Source organism: Cellulomonas soli (genome assembly GCF_013409305.1).
Lineage (GTDB): Bacteria > Actinomycetota > Actinomycetes > Actinomycetales > Cellulomonadaceae > Cellulomonas > Cellulomonas soli.
In genome coordinates, this window is record NZ_JACBZJ010000001.1 from 2136585 (window position 1) to 2155192 (window position 18608).

The following is an 18608-nucleotide window of genomic DNA, read 5'->3' on the forward strand; positions in this document are numbered from 1 at the left end:
GGGACGAAACCGGCTGACCTGCGGACCTGCGGGAACGGTGTCCACGGGCCCCGCGAGAAGCCCGGCGCGCCGTCCGTCAGGCCGGGACGAGGGTCAGCAGGGTTGCCTCCGGCCTGCACGCGAATCGCACGGGAGCGTACGGCGAGGTGCCCAGGCCGGCCGAGACGTGCAGCCAGGTCGAGCCGGCTCCGCCGCGCGCGTCCGGACGGGCTCCGGGCCAGCCGTGCAGCCCCTTGGCCCGGCGCGTGTCCAGGTCGCAGTTCGTCACGAGCGCACCCCAGCCGGGCACCGCGAGCTGACCGCCGTGCGTGTGCCCGGCGATGGCCAGGTCCACGTCGTCGGCGTGCATCGCGTCGAGCACCCGGCGGTACGGGGCGTGGGTGACCCCGAGGTGCAGGTCGACCGGTCGGCCCGAGGCGGTGGCGTCCACCCGCGCGTCGTCGTTGCCTCCGGCACCCGGGAACCGGTCCCGGTCGAGGTGCGCGTCGTCGGTGCCGACCAGGCTGATCCGGCGGCCGTCGACCTCGAGGACGTCGCGCCGGTTGGACAGGTCGATCCAGCCGGCCGAGTCGAAGCGCCGCGCGAGCTCCTTCCACGGAAGGGGGACCACGGCGGGGGCGGATCCGCGTCGGGCGTCCCTGCCGAGGTATCTCGCCGGGTTCTTCAGGACCGGGCCGAAGTAGTCGTTCGAGCCCAGCACGAACGCCCCGGGCTTCGCCAGGTGCGGCTCCAGGGCCTCGAGCAGCGCCGGCATGGCGTCCAGGTGCGCCCAGTTGTCGCCCGTGTCGATCACCAGGTGCGGGTCGAGGGAGGCCAGGTCGCGCACCCAGTCGATCTTGCGACGCTGACCGGGCGTCAGGTGCAGGTCGGACAGGTGCAGGATCCGCAGCGGGTCCTGACCGGCGGGCAGCAGCGGGACCGTCACCTCGCGCAGCGCGTACCAGCGGACCTCGACGAGCGAGGCCCACGCGAGGCCGGCCACGGTGGCGGCAGCGAGCCCGCCCGCGGTGCGGGCGAGCGTCGAGGCCGCCATCAGTTGTTTCTGCCCGGGTTCTCGGTGCCGCTGCCCGGGCTGCTTCCGCCCTGGTTCTGGTCCTGCCCGGCCGGTGCCTGCCCGTTCGAGAGCTTGAGCGTGATCGACGAGCCGCGGGAAGCGGTGCCGGACGGCGACTGCTCGGCGACCGTGCCGGCGGCGTAGCTCGAGGCCACCTGCTCGCCGCTGACGTTCACCGTGAACCCGGCGCCCTTGAGCGCCGACGTCGCAGCGTCGACCGACAGTCCGAGCACCGACGGCACCGAGACCTTCTCGCCGTAGATCTCCTTCTGGTCGGCCGCGGCGAACCCGGGGTTCTCGGCGCCGTCGGCCAGCGCCTGCGTCATGAACCGCTTCCAGGTGGGTGCCGCGATGGTCGCGCCGTAGGCGCTCTTCACGTAGAGGGGGCCGACCCAGGTGTTCTGCACGGGGGTCTTCTTGTCGGCGTGCCCGACCCACACGGCAGCGGCCAGTCGGGGCGTGTACCCGAGGAACCACGTGTACTCGTTGTGGCTGGTCGTGCCGGTCTTGCCCGCCGACGGGAAGTCGGGTGCGCCGACCTTGCTCGCGGTACCCGTCCACACGTTGGAGAGGGCGTAGTTGACCGCGTTGGCGATGCGGGGCTCCAGCGCCTGCGTGCAGCCGGCCGAGGGCACCGTCAGGGAGGAGCCGTCGGGGGCGATGACGCTCGTGATCGCGATCGGCTTGCAGTAGATGCCGCCCGACGCGAACGCCGCGAACGCCGCCGCCATGGTCAGCGGCGCGACGTTGTCGGAGCCCAGGACGTTGGCCGGCAGGACCTGGAACGGCTCGCCCGTGTCGGACCGGTGCACGCCGAGCGAGCTCGCCGTGCTGATGACGCCGCACAGGTCGATCTTCGTGGCCATGGCCATGTAGCCGGAGTTCACGGAGTTCTTGGTCGCGTCCAGCACGGTCATCGTGGTCCGGCTGCCGCCCTCGGCGTTGCCGAAGGGGTAGGCCGTCTTCGAGAAGCGGACGCCGCAGCTCGAGGCGTTGAAGGTGGACATCGGGTAGCTCAACGGGCTGGCGTCGACCGTCTCGTAGAGGCTGTGCCCCTCCTTGAGCCACTCCGTGAGCGTGAACGGCTTGAAGGTCGAACCGGGTGCGAACCCGCCCGAGCCGCCGTAGTCCTGGTCGGTGTTGAAGTTGACGGCCGTCTCGCTGGAGCCGGGGGTCGACTGCGCCGGGTTGTAGTCGGTCGTCTGCGCCATCGCGGTGATCTTGCCGGTGCCGGGCTCGACGACGGAGATGGCGGACTTGACGCCGGACGCGTCCCCGACCGGGACCCCGGCCTTGACCTCGGCGTCGGCGATGGCCTGCTGACGCGGGTCGATCGTCGTCGTGATGGTCAGGCCGCCGCGGTACAGGAGCGCCTTCCGGTCCTCCTGCGTCTCCCCGAATGCCGGGTCGTTGATGATGACCTTGGTGACGTAGTCGCAGAAGTAGCCGGAGCCGGGCACGGAGTCGCCGGCTGCCTGGCAGCCGAGCCTGACCTCCTGCACGTGGAGCGTGTCGGCGATCGGGGTGGCGATGTCCGCGGTGTACTCCTCGTCGCTGATGAAGCCCTGGTCGTGCAGGGCGCCGAGCACCACGTCGCGGCGTGCCTGGTCGGCTTCGGGGTAACGGGTCGGGTCGAGGCTCGAGGGGTTCTTCGTGATGCCGGCGATCGTCGCGGCCTCGAGGTAGGTCAGGTCTACGGCCGACTTGCTGAAGTACCGCTGCGCGGCCGACTCGACGCCGTACACCGAGGCGCCGAACTGGGCGATGTTCAGGTACTTCTCGAGGATCTCGTCCTTCGAGATGGTCTTCTCGAGGGTGATCGCCAGCTTGGCCTCGCGGAGCTTGCGGGCGATGCCCTCGGTGTCGTCGTTGGCGGTCGCGGCATCGAGCGCCGCCTGGCGCTCCGCCTCGTCGTCGATCGCGTTGGCGGCCTGGATGAGCACGTTCTTGACGTACTGCTGGGTGAGCGTCGACGCGCCCTGCTGGTCGCCGGTGACCTCGTTGGTGACGAAGGCGCGCAGCATCCCCTTCGGGTCGACCCCGGCGTGCTCGTAGAAGCGCTTGTCCTCGATCGCGATCACCGCGTCGCGCATCGCCTGGGAGATCTGGGCGAGCGGGACCACGACGCGGTCCTCGTTGAAGAACGTGGCGAGCAGCGTGCCGTCCGCGGCGAGGATGCGGGACTTCTCCGGCAGCGCGGTCGGCTCGAGCGCGGTGGGCAGGTCGTCGAACGCGTTCACGGTCAGGTCGGTCACCGTGTTCGCCGCAGCCACGCCGGGCAGGACCAGGCCGGCTGCGAGCACGCCGCCGACCCCGGCCACCAGGATGAAGGACAGCAGCAGGGCCAGCGCCTGGAAGACGGTGACCTGGCGTCCGCGCGTGGGGGCAGGGTTCGGCATGGCCCCAGGGTAACGGGGGTGCCCGGCAGCCGGTGTGAGCGTCGCGCAGGGTGCGCGGACCTCCACCGGATGTGCACACGGAGGGGCCCTGGACGGCCCTGCGACGCCCGCCCGGGGCCTGTTCACGGCGCACAAAGGGTCCGCGAGCGCTCGACGCAGGGGCATGTCGGTGGGTGCTGGAACGCTCCGTTCGTCGACATCTGGAGAGGGAGCGCTCCCCTGGACGGACGTCCGACTGACGAAAAGACCCGATCGGAGTCTCGCCAGGGCTGTTCACCAGCCGATACGGTCCGGTCTGAACACATGCAAGGGGGCGTCGGGCGAGTGGTCGCCCGGGTAGGAGGACTCTCGGTGGCGACGATCATGCAGGACGCGCACTGGGCGGCACGCGCGGCGTGCGGCAAGGGTGGGAAGGACGGCAAGTCGGAGTTCGCTCCGGACGCGCTGTTCGTCGAGGGGGCTGCTCAGCGGGAGGCACGGTCGGTCTGCCAGAGCTGTCCTGTCCGTCTCGAGTGCCTTGCCGACGCGCTGGACAACCGCATGGACTTCGGCGTGTGGGGCGGGATGACCGAGCGTGAGCGGCGTGCGCTGCTGCGCAGGCGCCCCGAGGTCCGCTCGTGGCGGCACGAGCTGGTCGGCTCCGGGGAGATGGTGGGCGCACCCTGACCGCTGCCCGCTCGTCGGCTCCGCCGGCCGCACGGCCGTCTGCCCTGCCGTCTGCCCGCCGAGACGCTCGGTAGGGTGACGCCATGGCGACCCAGTGGGAGTACGCGACCGTTCCGCTCATCATCCACGCGACGAAGGCGATCCTCGATCAGTGGGGTGCCGACGGGTGGGAGCTGGTCCAGGTGATCCAAGGTCCTGACATCGGTCTCGTGGCGTACCTCAAGCGTCCGAAGGACGCCTGATGGGTGCCGCCGCGCGCCTCGCGGACCTCGGCCTGACGCTGCCGGCGGTGGCCGCGCCGGTCGCGGCCTACGTCCCGGCCGTCCGCACCGGCGCCTACGTGCACACGTCCGGTCAGCTGCCGTTCGTCGCCGGTGCGCTGCCGACGACCGGCAAGGTCGGCACGGGTGAGGGGCTCGTGGCGCCCGACGAGGCCGCCGCGCTGGCCCGCACCGCCGCGCTCAACACCCTGGCCGCCGTCGCCGCCGTGATCACGTCCGAGGGTGGCCCGGCAGGTGCGGACGCGCTCGACCGCATCGTGCGGGTCGTCAAGGTCGTCGGATTCGTGGCCAGCGACCCGACGTTCACCGGGCAGCCCGGGGTGATCAACGGCGCGAGCACGCTCCTGCAGGAGGTGCTCGGCGAGGCCGGCGTGCACGCACGCTCGGCCGTCGGCGTCGCCGTGCTCCCGCTCGACTCGCCCGTCGAGGTCGAGATCGTCGTCGAGACCGTCTGACCGCACGAGGACCGACACCACGAGGCGCCCCCGTCCACGCGGACAGGGGCGCCTCGTCGGCGTTCACGGGGTCAGCGCGCGCGGCGCTCCAGCCGGTCCGCGTCGAGCAGGACGACCGCACGGCCCTCGCGGCGGACCCAGCCACGGGCGGCGAAGTCGGCCAAGGCCTTGTTGACGGTCTCGCGCGAGGCGCCGACCAGCTGGGCCAGCTCCTCCTGCGTGAGGTCGTGGGCCACGCGGATGCCCTCGTCGACCTCCTCGCCGAACCGGGTCGACAGGTCCAGCAGCGCCTTGGCGACACGGCCGGGCACGTCGGAGAACACCAGGTCGGCCAACGCCTCGTTCGTGCGGCGCAGCCTGCGGGCCAGGGCCTGCAGCAGGTGCTGGGCGACCGTCGGCTGGGCGTCGAGCCACGCGACGAGGTCCTGGTGGCCGAGCTCGAGCAGCGTGGTGTCGGCGACGACCGTCGCGGTCGCGGTGCGCGGGCCCGGGTCGAACAGCGACAGCTCACCGAACATCTCGCCCGGGCCGAGCACGGCCAGCAGGTTCTCGCGGCCGTCGTTCGAGCGTCGGCCGAGCTTGATCTTGCCCGAGCGCACGACGTACAGGCGGTCGCCCGGCTCGCCCTCGTGGAAGATCACGTCGCCGCGCGCGACGTCGAGCGTCTTCATCGACTCGATGAGTGCCGCCGACGCAGCGGGGTCGAGCCCCGCGAACATCGGTGCCGACAGCACGATGTCGTCCTCCACGCTGGCACCTCGCCTTCCAGGGTCGTGCAGGGCCGCTGCGGGGTGGGTGGCGCCCACGCGCTCCGTGGCGTGGAAGCGACCGGAGGCATGGCCGCAGATCAGCGACCGTTCACCGGACAGTCTGCCCCATCGGGACGGTCATCCGCGGCCCGGCAGCTCCGCGATGGCTGCCAGCGTCGCACCCGGTGAACCGGCCAGGTGGGACACCAGTCGGTTCGTGGTGGTCTGCAGCGCCTCGTCGACCCCGGCCAGATAGACGGCCAGGCGTGAGTCGAGGTCGCGCAGCTCGTTCACCCGCGCGAGCTCGGCCGCGGGGTCCGCGCCGGCCAGGACCACGCCCAGCTCGCTCGGGCGAGGCACGTGCACGCCGACATCGACCGGCAGGTGGAACGCGACGTCCTCGCCCAGGGGTCCGGGGCCGGACACGCTCGCCACCGCGAGGTCCAGGCGCGCGCGCACCAGGCGGCGCCACCAGGCGACCCGCGCGCGCTCGGCGCGCAGCGCTCGCCTGTCGAGGCGCAGGTCCACGACCTGCTGCCCGACGGTCGGTGTCATCTCGTCCTCCGTGCTCTCCTGGCATGCCTCGGCCTTCACCCGCCGGTTCTTGAGGAGTGCGGCAGGAATCCACGTCTCGGAGCGACGGAAATCACTCCGTCGGAGCAGACGGCCGTACGCTGCCCGCGTGGACCGACTCTCGACGCAGGACCCCGGGCGGGTGCTCGCCGAGGAGACCCCTCTGGCGCGGGTACGCCGCGCGCGCAGGATCTACCGGGCGTTGGGGGAGCGCTACCCCGACGCACGGTGCGAGTTGGACTTCCGGAACCCGTTCGAGCTGCTCGTCGCGACGGTGCTCTCGGCGCAGACCACGGACGTGCGCGTGAACCAGTCGACCCCGGAGCTGTTCGACCGGTTCCCCGACGCGGCCGCGTGCGCGAACGCCGACCTGCGCGTGCTCGAGGACATCCTGCGGCCGCTCGGCTTCTTCCGGGCCAAGGCCCGGTCGGTCCAGGGCATCGGCCAGGCGCTCGTCGAGCGCTTCGGCGGGCAGGTGCCAGGACGCCTCGAGGACCTCGTGACGCTGCCGGGGGTCGGGCGCAAGACGGCCAACGTCGTGCTGGGCGACGCGTTCGGCGTGCCGGGCCTGACGGTCGACACGCACGTGCTCCGCCTCTCCCAGCGGCTCGGCTGGACGGGCAGCGACGACCCGGTGGCGGTCGAGCAGGAGGTCGGTGCTCTGGTCGAGCGCCGCGACCTGACGCTGCTCTCGCACCGGCTGATCTTCCACGGCAGGCGTACCTGCTTCGCCCGGCGGCCGGCATGCGGCGCGTGCCCGCTGGTCCGGGAGTGCCCGTCGGCCGGCATCGGCGAGACGGACCCGGTCCTGGCGGCGGAGCTGATCAAGGGCTGACCGAGGCAAGGGCTGACCGAGGCGTCGGCCGGGTCGTTCAGCCCGTGACGCGTGCCGGCAGCAGGTCCAGCGTCGCGAGCCACTCCAGCAGCAGCCCGGTGATCTGGCCGGGTGCCTCGTCGGCCAGGAAGTGCCCCGCCTGCGGGACGAGCTCGAACCGGTACCGCGGCCCGACCCATGCCCGCGTGTGCGCGGACAGCGCCGCGTGCGTGGCAGGCCGCAGGCCGTCCCGGCCGCCGTGCACCTGCAGCACGGGCAGCGGCGCGGCGGAGCGCAGCGAGGCCAGGTGACGGCGCCCGTCGGGCCGCACGGACGAGCGGGCGAGCCAGCGCAGCTGCTCGAGCTGGCTGTGCGCCGCGAACGGCACGCGGGCGGCCCGGCGGTAGGTCTCGGCGGACTGCGCGTCGAGCCAGCCCGGTGCGCCGCCCCACTCGGTGAGCATGTGCGTGACGAGCGAGCCGTCGGTCATGGCCCGTTCCGGGAACGAGGGCAGCTGGGCGAAGGCCAGCCGGGGCAGCGCGCGCACGCGGACCGCACGGGCGCCGACGGCCCGCTGGTCGACGGGGTGCGGCGCGGCCAGGACGCCGATCGCGTGCAGCACCTGAGGGTGCGTGCCGGTGAGCGTCCAGGCGATGTCGCCACCCGTCCCGGCGCCCACGACGACGGCACGCTCGGCACCCAGCGACCGGATCACCCCGGCGACGTCCGCCGCGAGCGTGGGGCAATCGTAGCCCTGGGGCGGCTTGTCGGACGAACCCGTGCCGCGCACGTCCATCGCGGCCACGCGGTACCCGGCCGCGGCGAGCTCGGGGATCTGCCGGCGCCACGCCCACCAGAACTGGGGGACGCCGTGGAGCAGCACGACGAGTGGCGTGTCACGTTCGTCCGGCCCGGCCACGGCCACGTGGAAGCGGGCGCCGTTGGCGGGGACGAACCGGTGCTGCCAGGGCCCGTCGAGCAGGAGCGTCGAGGAGTCGACCGTCGTCATCGGGAGCGAACCTATCCGTCCGCGGCGGACAAGTCACCCGGGCTCGTCGCCCGGGCGTGCCGCCGACCGCGTGCGGCGAGCGCCACGGACCCCGCAGCGGCGGCCGCCGCCGAGGAGAAGAGGATCGCCACCACGACGTGCTCGTGGGTCGTCCCGGACCCGAAGGCCAGCTCGCCGACCAGCAGGGACACGGTGAATCCGATGCCGCCGAGCAGGCCGACGCCCAGCACGTCACCCCAGCCGAGACCGCCGGCGAGGGTCGCCCGGGTGAACGTCGCGACGAGCCAGGTCGCCGCCACGATGCCGAGCGGCTTGCCGAGCACGAGCCCGAGAGCCACCCCCTGGGCGGCCGGGTCGGTGAACGTCTCGCCGACCACGGTCGCCGAGAGCGGCACCCCGGCGGCGAACAGCGCGAACACCGGGACGGCGAAGCCGGCCGACACCGGGCGCCAGCGGTGCTCGAACCGCTCGGCGAGCGAGTCCTCGGGCGGTGCAGGCAGCCGGAGCGCGCGCTGGGTCGACCCCGGCGAGGCGGGCACCGCGAAGCCGAGCAGCACGCCGGCGATCGTCGCGTGCACCCCCGAGGTGTGCATGAAGGCCCAGGCCGCCAGCGCCAGCGGCAGCAGAAGCCAGGGCGACGTCCAGCCGCGGCGCAGGACGAGCGCGAACACCGCGACGCACGCGAACGACGCGGCCAGCCAGCCGAACGCCACCTGGTCGCTGTAGAACGCGGCGATCACCACGATCGCGAGCAGGTCGTCGACGACCGCCAGGGTGAGCAGGAACGCGCGCAGCGCCGACGGCAGGTTCCGCCCCACGAGGGCGAGCACGGCCACCGCGAACGCGATGTCGGTCGCCGTCGGCACCGCCCAGCCTCCGGGCGCCCCGCCGTCGGCCGTGAGGTTCACCGCGAGGTACAGGCCTGCGGGCACGAGCATGCCGCCGACCGCAGCGACGGCCGGTACGACCGCCGTGCGCACGTCGTGCAGCTCGCCCACGACGATCTCGCGCTTGAGCTCGAGCCCGATGACGAAGAAGAAGACCGCCAGCAGGCCGTCGGTGGCCCATTGCCCGACCGTCAGGTCGAGGTGCAGGGCCGCCGGACCGACGACCGTGTCACGGACGGCGACGTACGAGTCGCCCGCCACATTCGCCCACACGAGAGCGGCGAGCGCCCCGGCCAGCAGGAGGATCCCGCCGGTCCGCTCCCCGCGGAGCGTGTCGAGCAGGTTGCGCTCGGCGCCGGGGCTGAGGGCGGCGAACAGCCGGCGCACGGCCGGCGCAGGGGTGGGCGGCGGGGTCGGTGCATGCGGGTCGCGGGTCACCATGAGGGCCTCCGGGCAGGGGTGAGCGGACGCCGACCAGGCTTCCCGGCACACCGGGACCCACGGTACCGGGGTAGGTCAGGACGCGTCGGCCGTGATCTCCTCGGCGGCCGCGCGACGCTCCTTCGGCGGGTCGAACCGGTAGCCGACGTTGCGCACCGTGCCGATGAGCTGCTCGTGCTCGGGGCCGAGCTTGGCGCGCAGGCGACGCACGTGCACGTCCACCGTGCGGGTGCCCCCGTAGTAGTCGTAGCCCCAGACCTCCTGCAGCAGCTGGGCGCGCGTGAACACGCGGCCCGGGTGCTGCACGAGGTACTTGAGGAGCTCGAACTCCTTGTACGTGAGGTCGAGCGGGCGGCCGCGCAGCCGGGCCGTGTAGCCGCCGGCGTCGATCGTCAGCTCGCCGGACGAGATCTCCTGCGGGGCGTCGTCGTAGCCGGCCGCCGCGGACCGCTCCATGACGAGCCGGAACCGGGTCTCGACCTCGGCGGGCGTGGCGTTCTCCAGCACGATGTCGTCGGCGCCCCACTCCGCGGTGACGACCGTGAGGCCGCCCTCGGTGAGCACGAGCACCAGCGGGACCATCAGGCCGGTGGCGCGCAGGAGCCGGCACGTGGTCCGTGCCGTGACGAGGTCGCGTCGTGCGTCGAGCACGACGATGTCCGCGTCCGGGGCATCGACGAGAGCCGACGGTTCGACAGGAAGGACCCGGACTCGGTGGGACAGCAGACCGAGTGCCGGGAGCACCTGCGCAGAGCCCCCGGACGCCGGAGTGAGGAGCAGAAGATCTGCCACCGAGGGCCTCCTGGCGTGCGAGTGGGGACACGGTACCGCTCCGGGAGCGTCGGGTGCGCCGACCGTCCGGCGGCGGACGGGTGGACGTGTCGTGGGCGGACGTGGGCCGTCTGCGAGGATGTCACCCGTGCATGTCGCCACCCGCTCGGTCGTCACGGCCGTCCTCGCCGCGCTCGTCGCCGTCGCGGGGTACCTCGGCGACCTGCCGGTCGCTGGGCTCGCGGCGGCTCTCGCCCTGGTGTTCGCGCTCGGGTGGCCCGCGCTGCTCGACCTGCCCTACCCGCCCGGGTCCGCGGCGGTCGTCGCGCTCGGCGGCATCGGGGGAGTGTTCGCCGTGCACAGCGCCATCGAGCAGCCGTTCCTGCGGTTCCTGCCCGTCGTCTTCGCCGGAGCGATCCTGCTGGCCTTCGTCAACGAGATGCTGCGTCGCGACGGCCGGGAGGGTCTCGTGGAGTCCGTCTCCGGCACGGTCGCCGGCACGCTCGTCGCGATCGCGGTCTCCGGCTGGGTGGCCACGGGGCGGACGCCCGGGGGTGAGGGGCTCGTGGTCACGGGTGCGCTCGCGCTCGCCGTCGCCTCGGCCGTCACGGTGGTGCGGCTCTCTCCCTGGACGCGGGCGATCGTCACCGCGCTCGCCGGTGCCGCCGCGGGCACGCTGGGTGCCTACGCGCTCCCGTCGGTCGCTCCGGTCGCGGGTGCGGTCCTCGGCCTCGCGGTCGGCGTGCTCATGGCCTCGTTGAGCACCCTGTTCCACCGCCTGCCCGCGCTCGGACGGCGCACCCCGGCGCTCGCCGCGGTCACGCTGCCGGTCACCGTCACCGGGCTCGTCGTGTACGTCGCCGGTCGGGTCCTGGTGGGCTGAGCCGTGCTCGTCCGGGTGCTCGTCGTCCTCGCGGTCCTCGCGGCAGCTGCCGTGCTGGGCCTGTGGTGGCGTGCGCGCAACGGACGGTTCACCGCGGTCGACCCGCAGGTGCTCGCCGCCGCGCACGTGACGCAGGCGCAGGCCGTCGAGCACGCCACGGCCACGACGGTCGCCCACGAGCGGCTCGCCCCGGCCGAGCTGGGCGTCGAGCTCGGCGCCCGGGCCACGTTCGTGCAGTTCTCGTCCGAGGTGTGCAGCCCGTGCCGGCGCACGCACCACGTGCTCACCGAGCTCGTCGCCGAGCACGACGACCTGGTGCACGTCGACCTGGACGTCACCGAGCACCTCGACCTCGTGCGCCGCTTCGGCGTGATGCGCACGCCCACGACGCTCGTGCTCGACGGCCATGGTGCCGTCGTCGGCCGCATGTCCGGCGGGAGCGACCGCCGGCACGCCCTCGCGGCGCTCGACGCCGTCCCTGCTGCGCCTGCTGTGGGCGGCGAGTGTCCGGACGGCTGTCCCGGCGGGGCCACCGCCCGCTGAGCCCACGGGTCGTCCCTCGACCCCTCCGGCCGGCGGCTGTGTCCCCGGCCCCCGCGGCCACGTCCGACGTGGTCGCGTCGCACACCCCCACCCGCGCACCCCCACCGGCGCAGCCCGGTGCCGCGCACCCCTCGCCACCCTGGAGAAGCCATGACCGACACCACCCCGCAGACCCCGCCCCGGGCCGGGGCCTCAACGTCCCGTCCGGCTGGGATCGATCCGCGCGGTCCGCGCGTGGGCGCCGCGATCACCGCCGTCCTGCTCGTCGTCGTCCTGCTGCTCGGCAGCGGGACCGCGGCGACCCTGCTGCTCACGCTCATCGCCGCGAGCTTCGCGCTCGGCGTCGCCCGCGGTGTGCAGGGCACCTGGCAGGGCAAGGTCTACGCGCGCCTCGTCCGTCCCCGTCTCGCACCGCCGACCGAGCTGGAGGACCCGCGACCGCCGCGGTTCGCCCAGCTCGTCGGGCTGCTGGTCACCGGCGTCGGCGTCGTCCTCGCCGTGCTGGTCTCGCCGGTGGCCGCGCCGATCGCCGCCGCGGTCGCGCTCGTCGCGGCGTTCCTCAACGCGGTGTTCGGGCTGTGCCTCGGCTGCGAGCTGTACCTGCTGGGCGTGCGGCTGCGCGCCCGGACCGCCCGCACCGCCTGACCGACGTCCCGGACCCCCGGACGTGCGGGTGCTGCGTCAGTAGACGAGCGCCTGCGCGTCCGGGGCCAGGCACTCCTCGACGAACACCGCCGCCCCGGCGATCCGCACCCCGGGCAGCAGGTCCTCGGCGGTGATGCCGCGCCGGACCGCGCACTGCGTGCAGACGGTGACCAGCCCGCCCTCGCGGACCACCTCGAGCAGCTCGCCCAGCGGGGTCGCGTGCTCCAGCTCGAGCTCGTCGGCGCGCCCGGGGAGACCGAACCACGCGGCCTCGCCGGTGAGCCACAGGCTGACGTCCGCACCGGCCACGACGGCGGCCGCGGCCACCGTCAGCGCCTGGTTCGCGGCCTCCGGACGGTCCAGGCCGGACGTGCTCTTGATCACCAGGGGTCGCATCGGCGTCGTCACCGGAACAGGGTAGGGCTCGGGCTCGTTACCATCAGCGCATGAGTGCGCTCGAGGGAGTGTTCATCGGCCTGCTGGTAGCGGCCACCCTGACGATCGGCTGGTTCGCCTGCCTGGTGGTCTATCGCCTGTACCGCGGCGGTCGATGAACGTCGGGCGCTGACGCGTCCGACGAACGGTGCCGGGTGGTGCGACCGCCCGGAGGGAAGGCTGGTCATGGCATTCGTGCTGCCCGAAGGGCTCGCCCCGGAGGTCTACCCGCTGGCATGGCTGGTCGGTCGGTGGAGCGGTCCGGGCGTGGTCGGCTACCCCGGCATCGACGAGACGGCCTTCGTCCAGGAGGTCGTCGTCGACCACGACGGCGGGCCTTACCTGTCGTACACGTCCACGATCCGGCTCGTCGTCGCGCCGGACGACGCGGCGGCCCTCGTCGACGAGCCGGGCGCTGCACCGGTCGACGGCGACGACGCCGAGGTTGACGCCGCACCCGGACCCGCCGAGGAGCACGCGCCCGTCTGGTCGACCGAGTCCGGCTACTGGCGTGTGCCGCCGGAGCGCCCGGACGGCCTGAGCGACGACCAGCACCCCGTCGAGCTGCTGCTGGCCGACCCGTCCGGGCACGTCGCGATCTACGTCGGCGCGGTCGGCAACGGTCGCATCGACCTGGTCTCCGACCTGATCGCCCGCACCGCCACCGGCGCCGAGGTCAGTGCCGCCACACGGCTCTACGGCCTCGTGCAGGGCGAGCTCATGTGGGCCCACGACATGGCCGCGTTCGGCAACCCCATGCAGTCCTACGCCTCCGCCCGGCTCGCCCGGGTGGAGGACGAGGCCTGACGTGGCCGTCGACGCCCCGACCGGGGCGCAGGGTCAGGACACCCCGACCGGGCCCGGCGTGCGCACCGAGCCGCCGCGGCACAGCAGCCCGTTGCTGCGTCGCCGCGGCGCCGTCGACGGTTCCGGGCCGGACGCGGGCGTCCCGTGGCACTACGGCGACCCGACGGCCGAGCAGCGGGCGCTGGCCCGCGGGGGAGCGGTCGTCGACCAGTCCCACCTGGGCGTGGTCACCGTCACCGGGCCCGACCGGCTGACCTGGCTGCACTCGATCACCTCGCAGGACGTGGCCGCGCTGCCGCCGCGCACCTCCACCGAGCTGCTGGTGCTCGACCCGAACGGCCACGTCGAGCACGCCGCCGGTGTCGTCGACGACGGGACCACCACCTGGCTGCTCACCGAGAGCCCGGTCGCCCTGAGCGCGTGGCTCGACCGCATGCGGTTCACGCTGCGCGTCGAGGTCGCCGACGCCACCGACGACTGGGCCGCGATCGGTGAGCCCGTCGACGCCGAGGGCACCGCGGACGAGCCGATGACCTGGCGCGACCCGTGGCCGCGGACGGCGCCCGGGGGCACCCGGTACGGGCCCGAGGACGACGCGCACCCCGGCGCCGACCGTGCGTGGCGGCTCGTGCTCGTGCCGCGGGCGTCGCTGGTCGACGCGGTCGCGCAGCGCGAGGCCACCGGGTGGTCGCTCGCGGGTACGTGGGCCACCGAGGCGGCCCGTGTCGAGGCCTGGCGGCCGCGGGCCTCGCACGAGGTCGACCACCGCACGATCCCGCACGAGCTGGACTGGCTGCGCACCGCGGTGCACCTGCACAAGGGCTGCTACCGCGGTCAGGAGACCGTGGCGCGGGTGCACAACCTGGGTCGCCCGCCGCGCCGGCTGGTCATGCTGCACCTGGACGGGTCGGGGCACCTGCTGCCCGAGGCCGGTGCCCCCGTGCGCCTGGTGGGCGACGGGCCACGCACCGGGGCGGACGCCGACGGGAAGGTCGTCGGGTACGTCACGAGCGTCGCGCGGCACCACGAGCTGGGGCCCGTCGCGCTCGCCGTCGTCAAGCGGTCCGTCCCCGGGGACGTCGAGCTCGTCGTCGACTCGCAGGCCGGTGCGGTCACCGCCGGCCAGGAGGTCGTCGTGCCCGCGGAGGGAGTGTCCGCCGACCGCCCTGCGGCGCGCGGTCCGCTCACCCGCGGGCTCGGCCAGCACCCGATGCTGTGAACCTCACGCTGACGGACTCGGCGCGGGTCGTCGCGGACGCGCGGGTCCGGCAGGGCTGGTCGCGCGTGCGCGCCGCGTGGTTCCCGATCCTGCAGGCGGCCGTCGCCGGGAGCATCGCGTTCGCGATCGCGCACACGCTCCTGGGGCACGCGTACCCGTTCTTCGCGCCCGTCAGCGCGTGGATCGCCCTGGGCTTCACCTCGGACCGCCCGCTGCGCAGGGTCGCCGAGCTGTCCGTCGGCGTGGCACTGGGCGTCGGGCTGGGTGACCTCGTGGTGCACGTCATCGGCTCGGGCTGGTGGCAGGTCGCCGTGGTGCTCTTCGCGTCGGCGGTGATCGCCCGGTTCATCGACCGCGGGGCGATGCTCACGACGCAGGCGGGCGTGCAGGCCATCGTCATCGTCGGGCTGCCGGCCCTCGGGGCCTCGGGCGGGCCGCTCGGGCGGTGGACCGACGCGCTCGTCGGTGGCGCCGTCGCGCTCGCGGTGGCGGTCCTGACGCCCAGCGACCCGCGGCGACGGGCCCGTGCGATGGCGCGGGTCGGCGTCGAGGAGCTGGCGGGGGTGCTGCGAATGCTCGCGCGCGGGCTCGTGGCGATGCGTCCGGCCGACGTGGAGGACGCGCTCGTGCGCGGGCGGGCGTCGCAGCCGGCCTTCGACGAGTGGCTCGACACGGCGACCGGGGCACGTGACCTGGCGCGCGTCTCGCCGGCTGCGCGGCGGTACCGGGACGAGCTCACCGCGCTGGTGCAGGCCGCGGTGCTCACCGACCGGGCGATGCGCAACGCGCGGGTGCTCACGCGCCGCGCGCTGCCGCTCGTGGAGGCGGGCACGCAGACCGCTCAGCAGCCCGCTCAGCAGCCCACTCCGCGGCCCACCGAGCGGCCCGACGGGTGCGACGAGCCCGGCGTGGCGCACGGCAGCGACGTGCCCGGTGGTGTCGAGGCGGACCGGGTCGAGCTGGGCAGCACCGAGCACGACCTGCGCGCCGTGGCCGCCGCCGTGGTGGACGTCGCCGCGGCGACCGACGACCTCGCCGGTGCGCTCGCGACCGGGCGGGCGCCCGACCGTGCGCGCTCTCGGCTGCTCGCGGCGGCCGGACGGCTCGACCCCTTCGTGCTGGCGCCGGACGACTGGCAGGTGCAGAGCCTGGTGCTGCTGCAGCGGTCCCTCGTCGTGGACCTGCTCGAGATCGCCGGGGTGTCCGCGCGTGAGGCGCGCGACGTGCTCCCGCCGCTGTAGCCCTCCGGAAGCCCGACGACCGGGTCGGCACCCGGTCAGGTGCCTGCCCCGGTCGACCCTCTGACCTGCGGCTGCTCGCAGACCGACCCGGTCGCAGGTCTGCCGGTGCGACGGGTCAGGCGGTACGGTCGCGGGGTGGAGGTCGCGGTCAGCGCGTTGCGCGCGGAGCTCAAGCAGTGGATCGAGGCCGCCAAGGCCGGTGAGGACGTCGTGATCACCGACCGAGGGGTGCCCGTGGCGCGCCTGAGCGGCATCGAGTCGGCCGACCTGCTGACGCGGTTGACCCGCGACGGCCTGCTCACCGCACCCGACGAGCCCCGTCCGCCCGCCGAACCGGAGCAGCACGGCGCGCAGGGCGCCCACGGTCCGGGGGCCCGGCAGCCGAACGCGGTGTCCGGGCTCGTCCGCCGCCTGCGCCGCTGACGCCGATGGCCATCGTCTACCTCGACACGAGCGCGCTGCTCAAGCTGTGCGTGACCGAGCCCGGCACCGACCTGAGCGCCGCCCTGTGGGACGGTGCCGACCTGGTGGCCACGTCCCGGCTGGCCGACAGCGAGGTGCGGGCCACCCTGGCCTCCGCCCGTCGCAGCGGTGCGCTGGAGCCCGAGGCTGCTCGGCGGGCCCTGGCCGCGTGGGAGCGGTTGTGGGCGGGCCTGCACGTCGTGGAGCTGCACCGGGGCATCAGTGCGAGCGCGGCCGTGCTCGTGGGTCGGCACCCGCTGCGCTCGGGGGACGCGTTGCACCTGGCCAGCGCGCTGACGCTGCGGTCGCCGGACCTCGTGGTGGCCGTGTGGGACGAGCGGCTGGCAGCGGCGGCGCGGGCCGAGGGGCTGCACGTCGTTCCCTGACGGCCCCGATCGCCGCCCGGGTGATCGTGGCGCGGGTGACGCGTGTGCGCAGGGTCGTCTCGTAGGCTCGGCCCGTGATCGCCAACCTGCAGATCCTCATGTTCCTGGCCTTCTACCTGGTGATCTTCGGCCTGTCCCTGTGGGCGCTCGTCGATCTGGCCACGCGGCCGTCGCGCGCGTTCGTCGACGGCGGCAAGCGCACCAAGCAGTTCTGGGGGCTGATCCTCGGACCGGCAGCGGCGATCGCGTTCATGGCGATCCCGGCACCGCTCGGCCTCGGGTTCCTCTCGTTCCTCGCGCTGGGCAGCGCGGTCGCGTCGATCGTCTACCTGGTCGACGTGCGCCCGGCGATCGCCCCGTACTCGCGCAAGAAGGGCCCCCGCGGCCCGTCGTCGCGCGGCGGGTGGTGAGGGTGCGGGCCGAGGAGCTCGCTGCCTCGGACGTCGGGAGTCGTGCGGTCCCGCTCGCCCGGGTGGTCCGCGGCGGGGTCGTGGAGTCGGTGCACGCGGGCCACGTGGTGGTGCTGGCGCCCGACGGGTCGGTGCGGTTCGCGCTGGGCGACCCGGACGTGACGATCTGGGCGCGCTCGTCGCTCAAGCCGTTGCAGGCGGTGGCGATGCTGCGCAGCGGGCTCGACGTGGCCGGTGAACGGCTCGCCCTGGTGTGCGCGAGCCACAACGCCGAGGACGGGCACCTCGAGGTCGTGCGGCAGCTCCTCGCCGACGCCGGACTGGCGGAGGACGCGCTGCAGAACACCCCGGACTGGCCGCTGGACGCGGACGCGGCCTGGCAGCGTCGGGCCGACGGGTACGGGCGGGCGTCGCTCACGCAGAACTGCTCGGGCAAGCACGCCGGCATGGTCGCCACGTGCGTCGCCGCGGGCTGGCCGACGGCGACCTACCTCGAGCCGTCGCACCCGTTGCAGGTGGCCGTGCGCGGCACGATCGCCGAGCTGACGGGCGCGCCCGTCGAGCACGTGACGGTCGACGGGTGCGGTGCGCCGCTGTTCTCGACGACGCTCGCCGGGCTGGCGCGGGCGTTCGGCGCGCTCGCGGGTGCGGGTGCCTCGGGAGATCTCGGACCGCAGGGTCGGGTCGCGCGCGCCATGGCGCAGCACCCGTGGTGCGTGGCGGGCACGGGCCGCGACGCGACCGCGTTCATGCAGGCGGTGCCGGGCCTGGTGGCCAAGGACGGCGCGGACGGCGTGTACGCGGCAGGGCTGCCCGACGGGTCGGCTGTGGCGTTCAAGGTCGCCGACGGGTCCGCCCGGCCGCGGCCCGTCGTGCTCGCGGCGGCGCTCATGGCGGCGGGTGTCGACCCGGCGCTCGTCGGCACGGTCGGACGAGTACCCGTGCTCGGGCACGGGGAGCCGGTCGGTGACGTGGTCGCGACGTTCGGCCCTGGGGCTGCGGTCCCGGATCAGGCGGGCGGGCCCGACCGGAGCCGTCCGTGAGGGCGGTCGTCCAGCGCGTCACGCGGGCCTCGGTGCGGGTCGACGGTGAGGTGGTCGGTGCGATCGACCGTCCCGGGCTGGTCGCACTCGTCGGTGTGACCCCGGGGGACGGGCCCGCGCAGGTCGAGCTGATCGCGCGCAAGATCGCCGAGCTGCGGATCCTGCGCGACGAGCGGTGCGCGGTCGAGGTGGGGGCGCCGGTGCTGGTGGTCAGCCAGTTCACGCTCTACGCCGACACGCGCAAGGGTCGGCGTCCGACGTGGAACGCGGCGGCGCCCGGGTCGGTGGCCGAACCGCTGGTCGAGCAGGTCGTGGCGGCGTTGCGGGCCCGGGGTCTGGAGGTCCCGACGGGGCGGTTCGGGGCCGACATGGCGGTCGAGCTGGTCAACGACGGACCCGTGACGATCCTGCTGGAGTCGGTCCCGGGCTCCTGAT

At 74.2% G+C, this 18608-nt stretch carries 23 protein-coding genes; 15 read left to right on the plus strand and 8 right to left on the minus strand.

The window, feature by feature from the left end; translation table 11 throughout:
- Positions 1–76: 76 nt before the first annotated feature.
- Together BKA22_RS09920 and BKA22_RS09925 are read right to left on the minus strand one after the other, a co-directional pair.
- Complete coding sequence (locus BKA22_RS09920; RefSeq protein WP_146954514.1) at positions 77–1033, minus strand: metallophosphoesterase; 957 nt, start codon at positions 1031–1033, stop codon at positions 77–79.
- The gene (locus BKA22_RS09925) at positions 1033–3453 is read right to left on the minus strand and encodes a transglycosylase domain-containing protein (protein WP_146954515.1); all 2421 of its coding nucleotides are present in this window, start codon (positions 3451–3453) and stop codon (positions 1033–1035) included. The genes BKA22_RS09920 and BKA22_RS09925 overlap by 1 nt, the downstream gene beginning before the upstream one ends.
- 363 nt (positions 3454–3816) lie before the next feature.
- On the opposite strand from BKA22_RS09925, the gene BKA22_RS09930 reads away from it, so the two are divergent.
- From BKA22_RS09930 to BKA22_RS09940, 3 genes are all read left to right on the plus strand, one after another.
- Positions 3817–4119, plus strand: a complete 303-nt coding sequence (locus tag BKA22_RS09930) for a WhiB family transcriptional regulator (RefSeq protein WP_146954555.1) — start codon at positions 3817–3819, stop codon at positions 4117–4119.
- 83 nt (positions 4120–4202) lie between these two features.
- Positions 4203–4361, plus strand: coding sequence for a Sp36 family protein (gene sp36 / locus BKA22_RS09935; protein WP_146954516.1), 159 nt, complete (start codon positions 4203–4205; stop codon positions 4359–4361).
- Positions 4361–4855, plus strand: coding sequence for a RidA family protein (locus BKA22_RS09940; RefSeq protein WP_146954517.1), 495 nt, complete (start codon positions 4361–4363; stop codon positions 4853–4855). The genes sp36 and BKA22_RS09940 overlap by 1 nt, the downstream gene beginning before the upstream one ends.
- Before the next feature lie 71 nt (positions 4856–4926).
- Here BKA22_RS09940 and BKA22_RS09945 read toward each other — a convergent pair whose 3' ends face one another.
- Positions 4927–5604, minus strand: a complete 678-nt coding sequence (locus tag BKA22_RS09945; RefSeq protein ID WP_146954518.1) for a Crp/Fnr family transcriptional regulator — start codon at positions 5602–5604, stop codon at positions 4927–4929.
- 138 nt (positions 5605–5742) lie between these two features.
- Positions 5743–6159 carry a hypothetical protein gene (locus BKA22_RS09950; protein ID WP_146954519.1) on the minus strand — a complete coding sequence of 139 codons (417 nt, stop codon included), beginning with the start codon at positions 6157–6159 and terminating at the stop codon, positions 5743–5745.
- Between the two features lie 127 nt (positions 6160–6286).
- Here BKA22_RS09950 and nth point away from each other — a divergent pair, with 127 nt between their 5' ends.
- Positions 6287–7012 (plus strand): endonuclease III, encoded by a 726-nt coding sequence (gene nth / locus BKA22_RS09955; protein WP_223203726.1) that lies wholly within the window; start codon positions 6287–6289, stop codon positions 7010–7012.
- A gap of 37 nt (positions 7013–7049) precedes the next feature.
- Here nth and BKA22_RS09960 read toward each other — a convergent pair whose 3' ends face one another.
- The 3 genes from BKA22_RS09960 to BKA22_RS09970 all read right to left on the minus strand — a co-directional run bounded on the left by BKA22_RS09960 (position 7050) and on the right by BKA22_RS09970 (position 10120).
- Entirely contained in the window at positions 7050–8000 is a 951-nt protein-coding gene (locus tag BKA22_RS09960; protein ID WP_146954520.1) for an alpha/beta fold hydrolase, read from the minus strand.
- A gap of 11 nt (positions 8001–8011) precedes the next feature.
- Positions 8012–9328, minus strand: a complete 1317-nt coding sequence (nhaA, locus tag BKA22_RS09965; RefSeq protein WP_146954521.1) for a Na+/H+ antiporter NhaA — start codon at positions 9326–9328, stop codon at positions 8012–8014.
- Positions 9329–9403: 75 nt separating this feature from the next.
- Entirely contained in the window at positions 9404–10120 is a 717-nt protein-coding gene (locus BKA22_RS09970; protein WP_146954522.1) for a response regulator transcription factor, read from the minus strand.
- Between the two features lie 118 nt (positions 10121–10238).
- Here BKA22_RS09970 and BKA22_RS09975 point away from each other — a divergent pair, with 118 nt between their 5' ends.
- The 3 genes from BKA22_RS09975 (at position 10239) to BKA22_RS09985 (ending at position 12170) form a co-directional block, all read left to right on the plus strand.
- On the plus strand, positions 10239–10982 hold the full coding sequence (locus BKA22_RS09975; protein WP_218866621.1) for a hypothetical protein: 744 nt from the start codon (positions 10239–10241) through the stop codon (positions 10980–10982).
- A gap of 3 nt (positions 10983–10985) precedes the next feature.
- Positions 10986–11525 carry a thioredoxin family protein gene (locus tag BKA22_RS09980; protein ID WP_146954524.1) on the plus strand — a complete coding sequence of 180 codons (540 nt, stop codon included), beginning with the start codon at positions 10986–10988 and terminating at the stop codon, positions 11523–11525.
- A 150-nt stretch (positions 11526–11675) separates the two neighbouring features.
- On the plus strand, positions 11676–12170 hold the full coding sequence (locus BKA22_RS09985) for a DUF4395 domain-containing protein (RefSeq protein ID WP_146954525.1): 495 nt from the start codon (positions 11676–11678) through the stop codon (positions 12168–12170).
- Between the two features lie 36 nt (positions 12171–12206).
- Here the strand turns inward: BKA22_RS09985 and BKA22_RS09990 are convergent, their stop codons facing one another.
- Complete coding sequence (locus BKA22_RS09990) at positions 12207–12578, minus strand: DsrE family protein (protein WP_223203727.1); 372 nt, start codon at positions 12576–12578, stop codon at positions 12207–12209.
- Between the two features lie 213 nt (positions 12579–12791).
- Here BKA22_RS09990 and BKA22_RS09995 point away from each other — a divergent pair, with 213 nt between their 5' ends.
- From BKA22_RS09995 to dtd, 8 genes are all read left to right on the plus strand, one after another.
- The gene (locus tag BKA22_RS09995) at positions 12792–13412 is read left to right on the plus strand and encodes a heme-binding beta-barrel domain-containing protein (protein WP_146954526.1); all 621 of its coding nucleotides are present in this window, start codon (positions 12792–12794) and stop codon (positions 13410–13412) included.
- A 58-nt stretch (positions 13413–13470) separates the two neighbouring features.
- Positions 13471–14631, plus strand: a complete 1161-nt coding sequence (ygfZ, locus tag BKA22_RS10000) for a CAF17-like 4Fe-4S cluster assembly/insertion protein YgfZ (protein WP_146954558.1) — start codon at positions 13471–13473, stop codon at positions 14629–14631.
- Positions 14628–15872, plus strand: a complete 1245-nt coding sequence (locus tag BKA22_RS10005; RefSeq protein WP_223203728.1) for an FUSC family protein — start codon at positions 14628–14630, stop codon at positions 15870–15872. Before ygfZ ends, BKA22_RS10005 begins: the two co-directional genes overlap by 4 nt.
- A 135-nt stretch (positions 15873–16007) precedes the next feature.
- Positions 16008–16295: a type II toxin-antitoxin system Phd/YefM family antitoxin gene (locus tag BKA22_RS10010; protein ID WP_146954527.1), complete on the plus strand. Its 288-nt coding sequence runs from the start codon at positions 16008–16010 to the stop codon at positions 16293–16295.
- A 5-nt stretch (positions 16296–16300) separates the two neighbouring features.
- Complete coding sequence (locus tag BKA22_RS10015) at positions 16301–16720, plus strand: type II toxin-antitoxin system VapC family toxin (RefSeq protein ID WP_146954528.1); 420 nt, start codon at positions 16301–16303, stop codon at positions 16718–16720.
- 74 nt (positions 16721–16794) lie between these two features.
- Positions 16795–17130, plus strand: coding sequence for a DUF2516 family protein (locus BKA22_RS10020; protein WP_146954529.1), 336 nt, complete (start codon positions 16795–16797; stop codon positions 17128–17130).
- 2 nt (positions 17131–17132) lie between these two features.
- On the plus strand, positions 17133–18173 hold the full coding sequence (locus BKA22_RS10025) for an asparaginase (protein WP_146954530.1): 1041 nt from the start codon (positions 17133–17135) through the stop codon (positions 18171–18173).
- Entirely contained in the window at positions 18170–18607 is a 438-nt protein-coding gene (gene dtd, locus BKA22_RS10030) for a D-aminoacyl-tRNA deacylase (protein WP_146954531.1), read from the plus strand. Before BKA22_RS10025 ends, dtd begins: the two co-directional genes overlap by 4 nt.
- Position 18608: the final 1 nt, after the last annotated feature.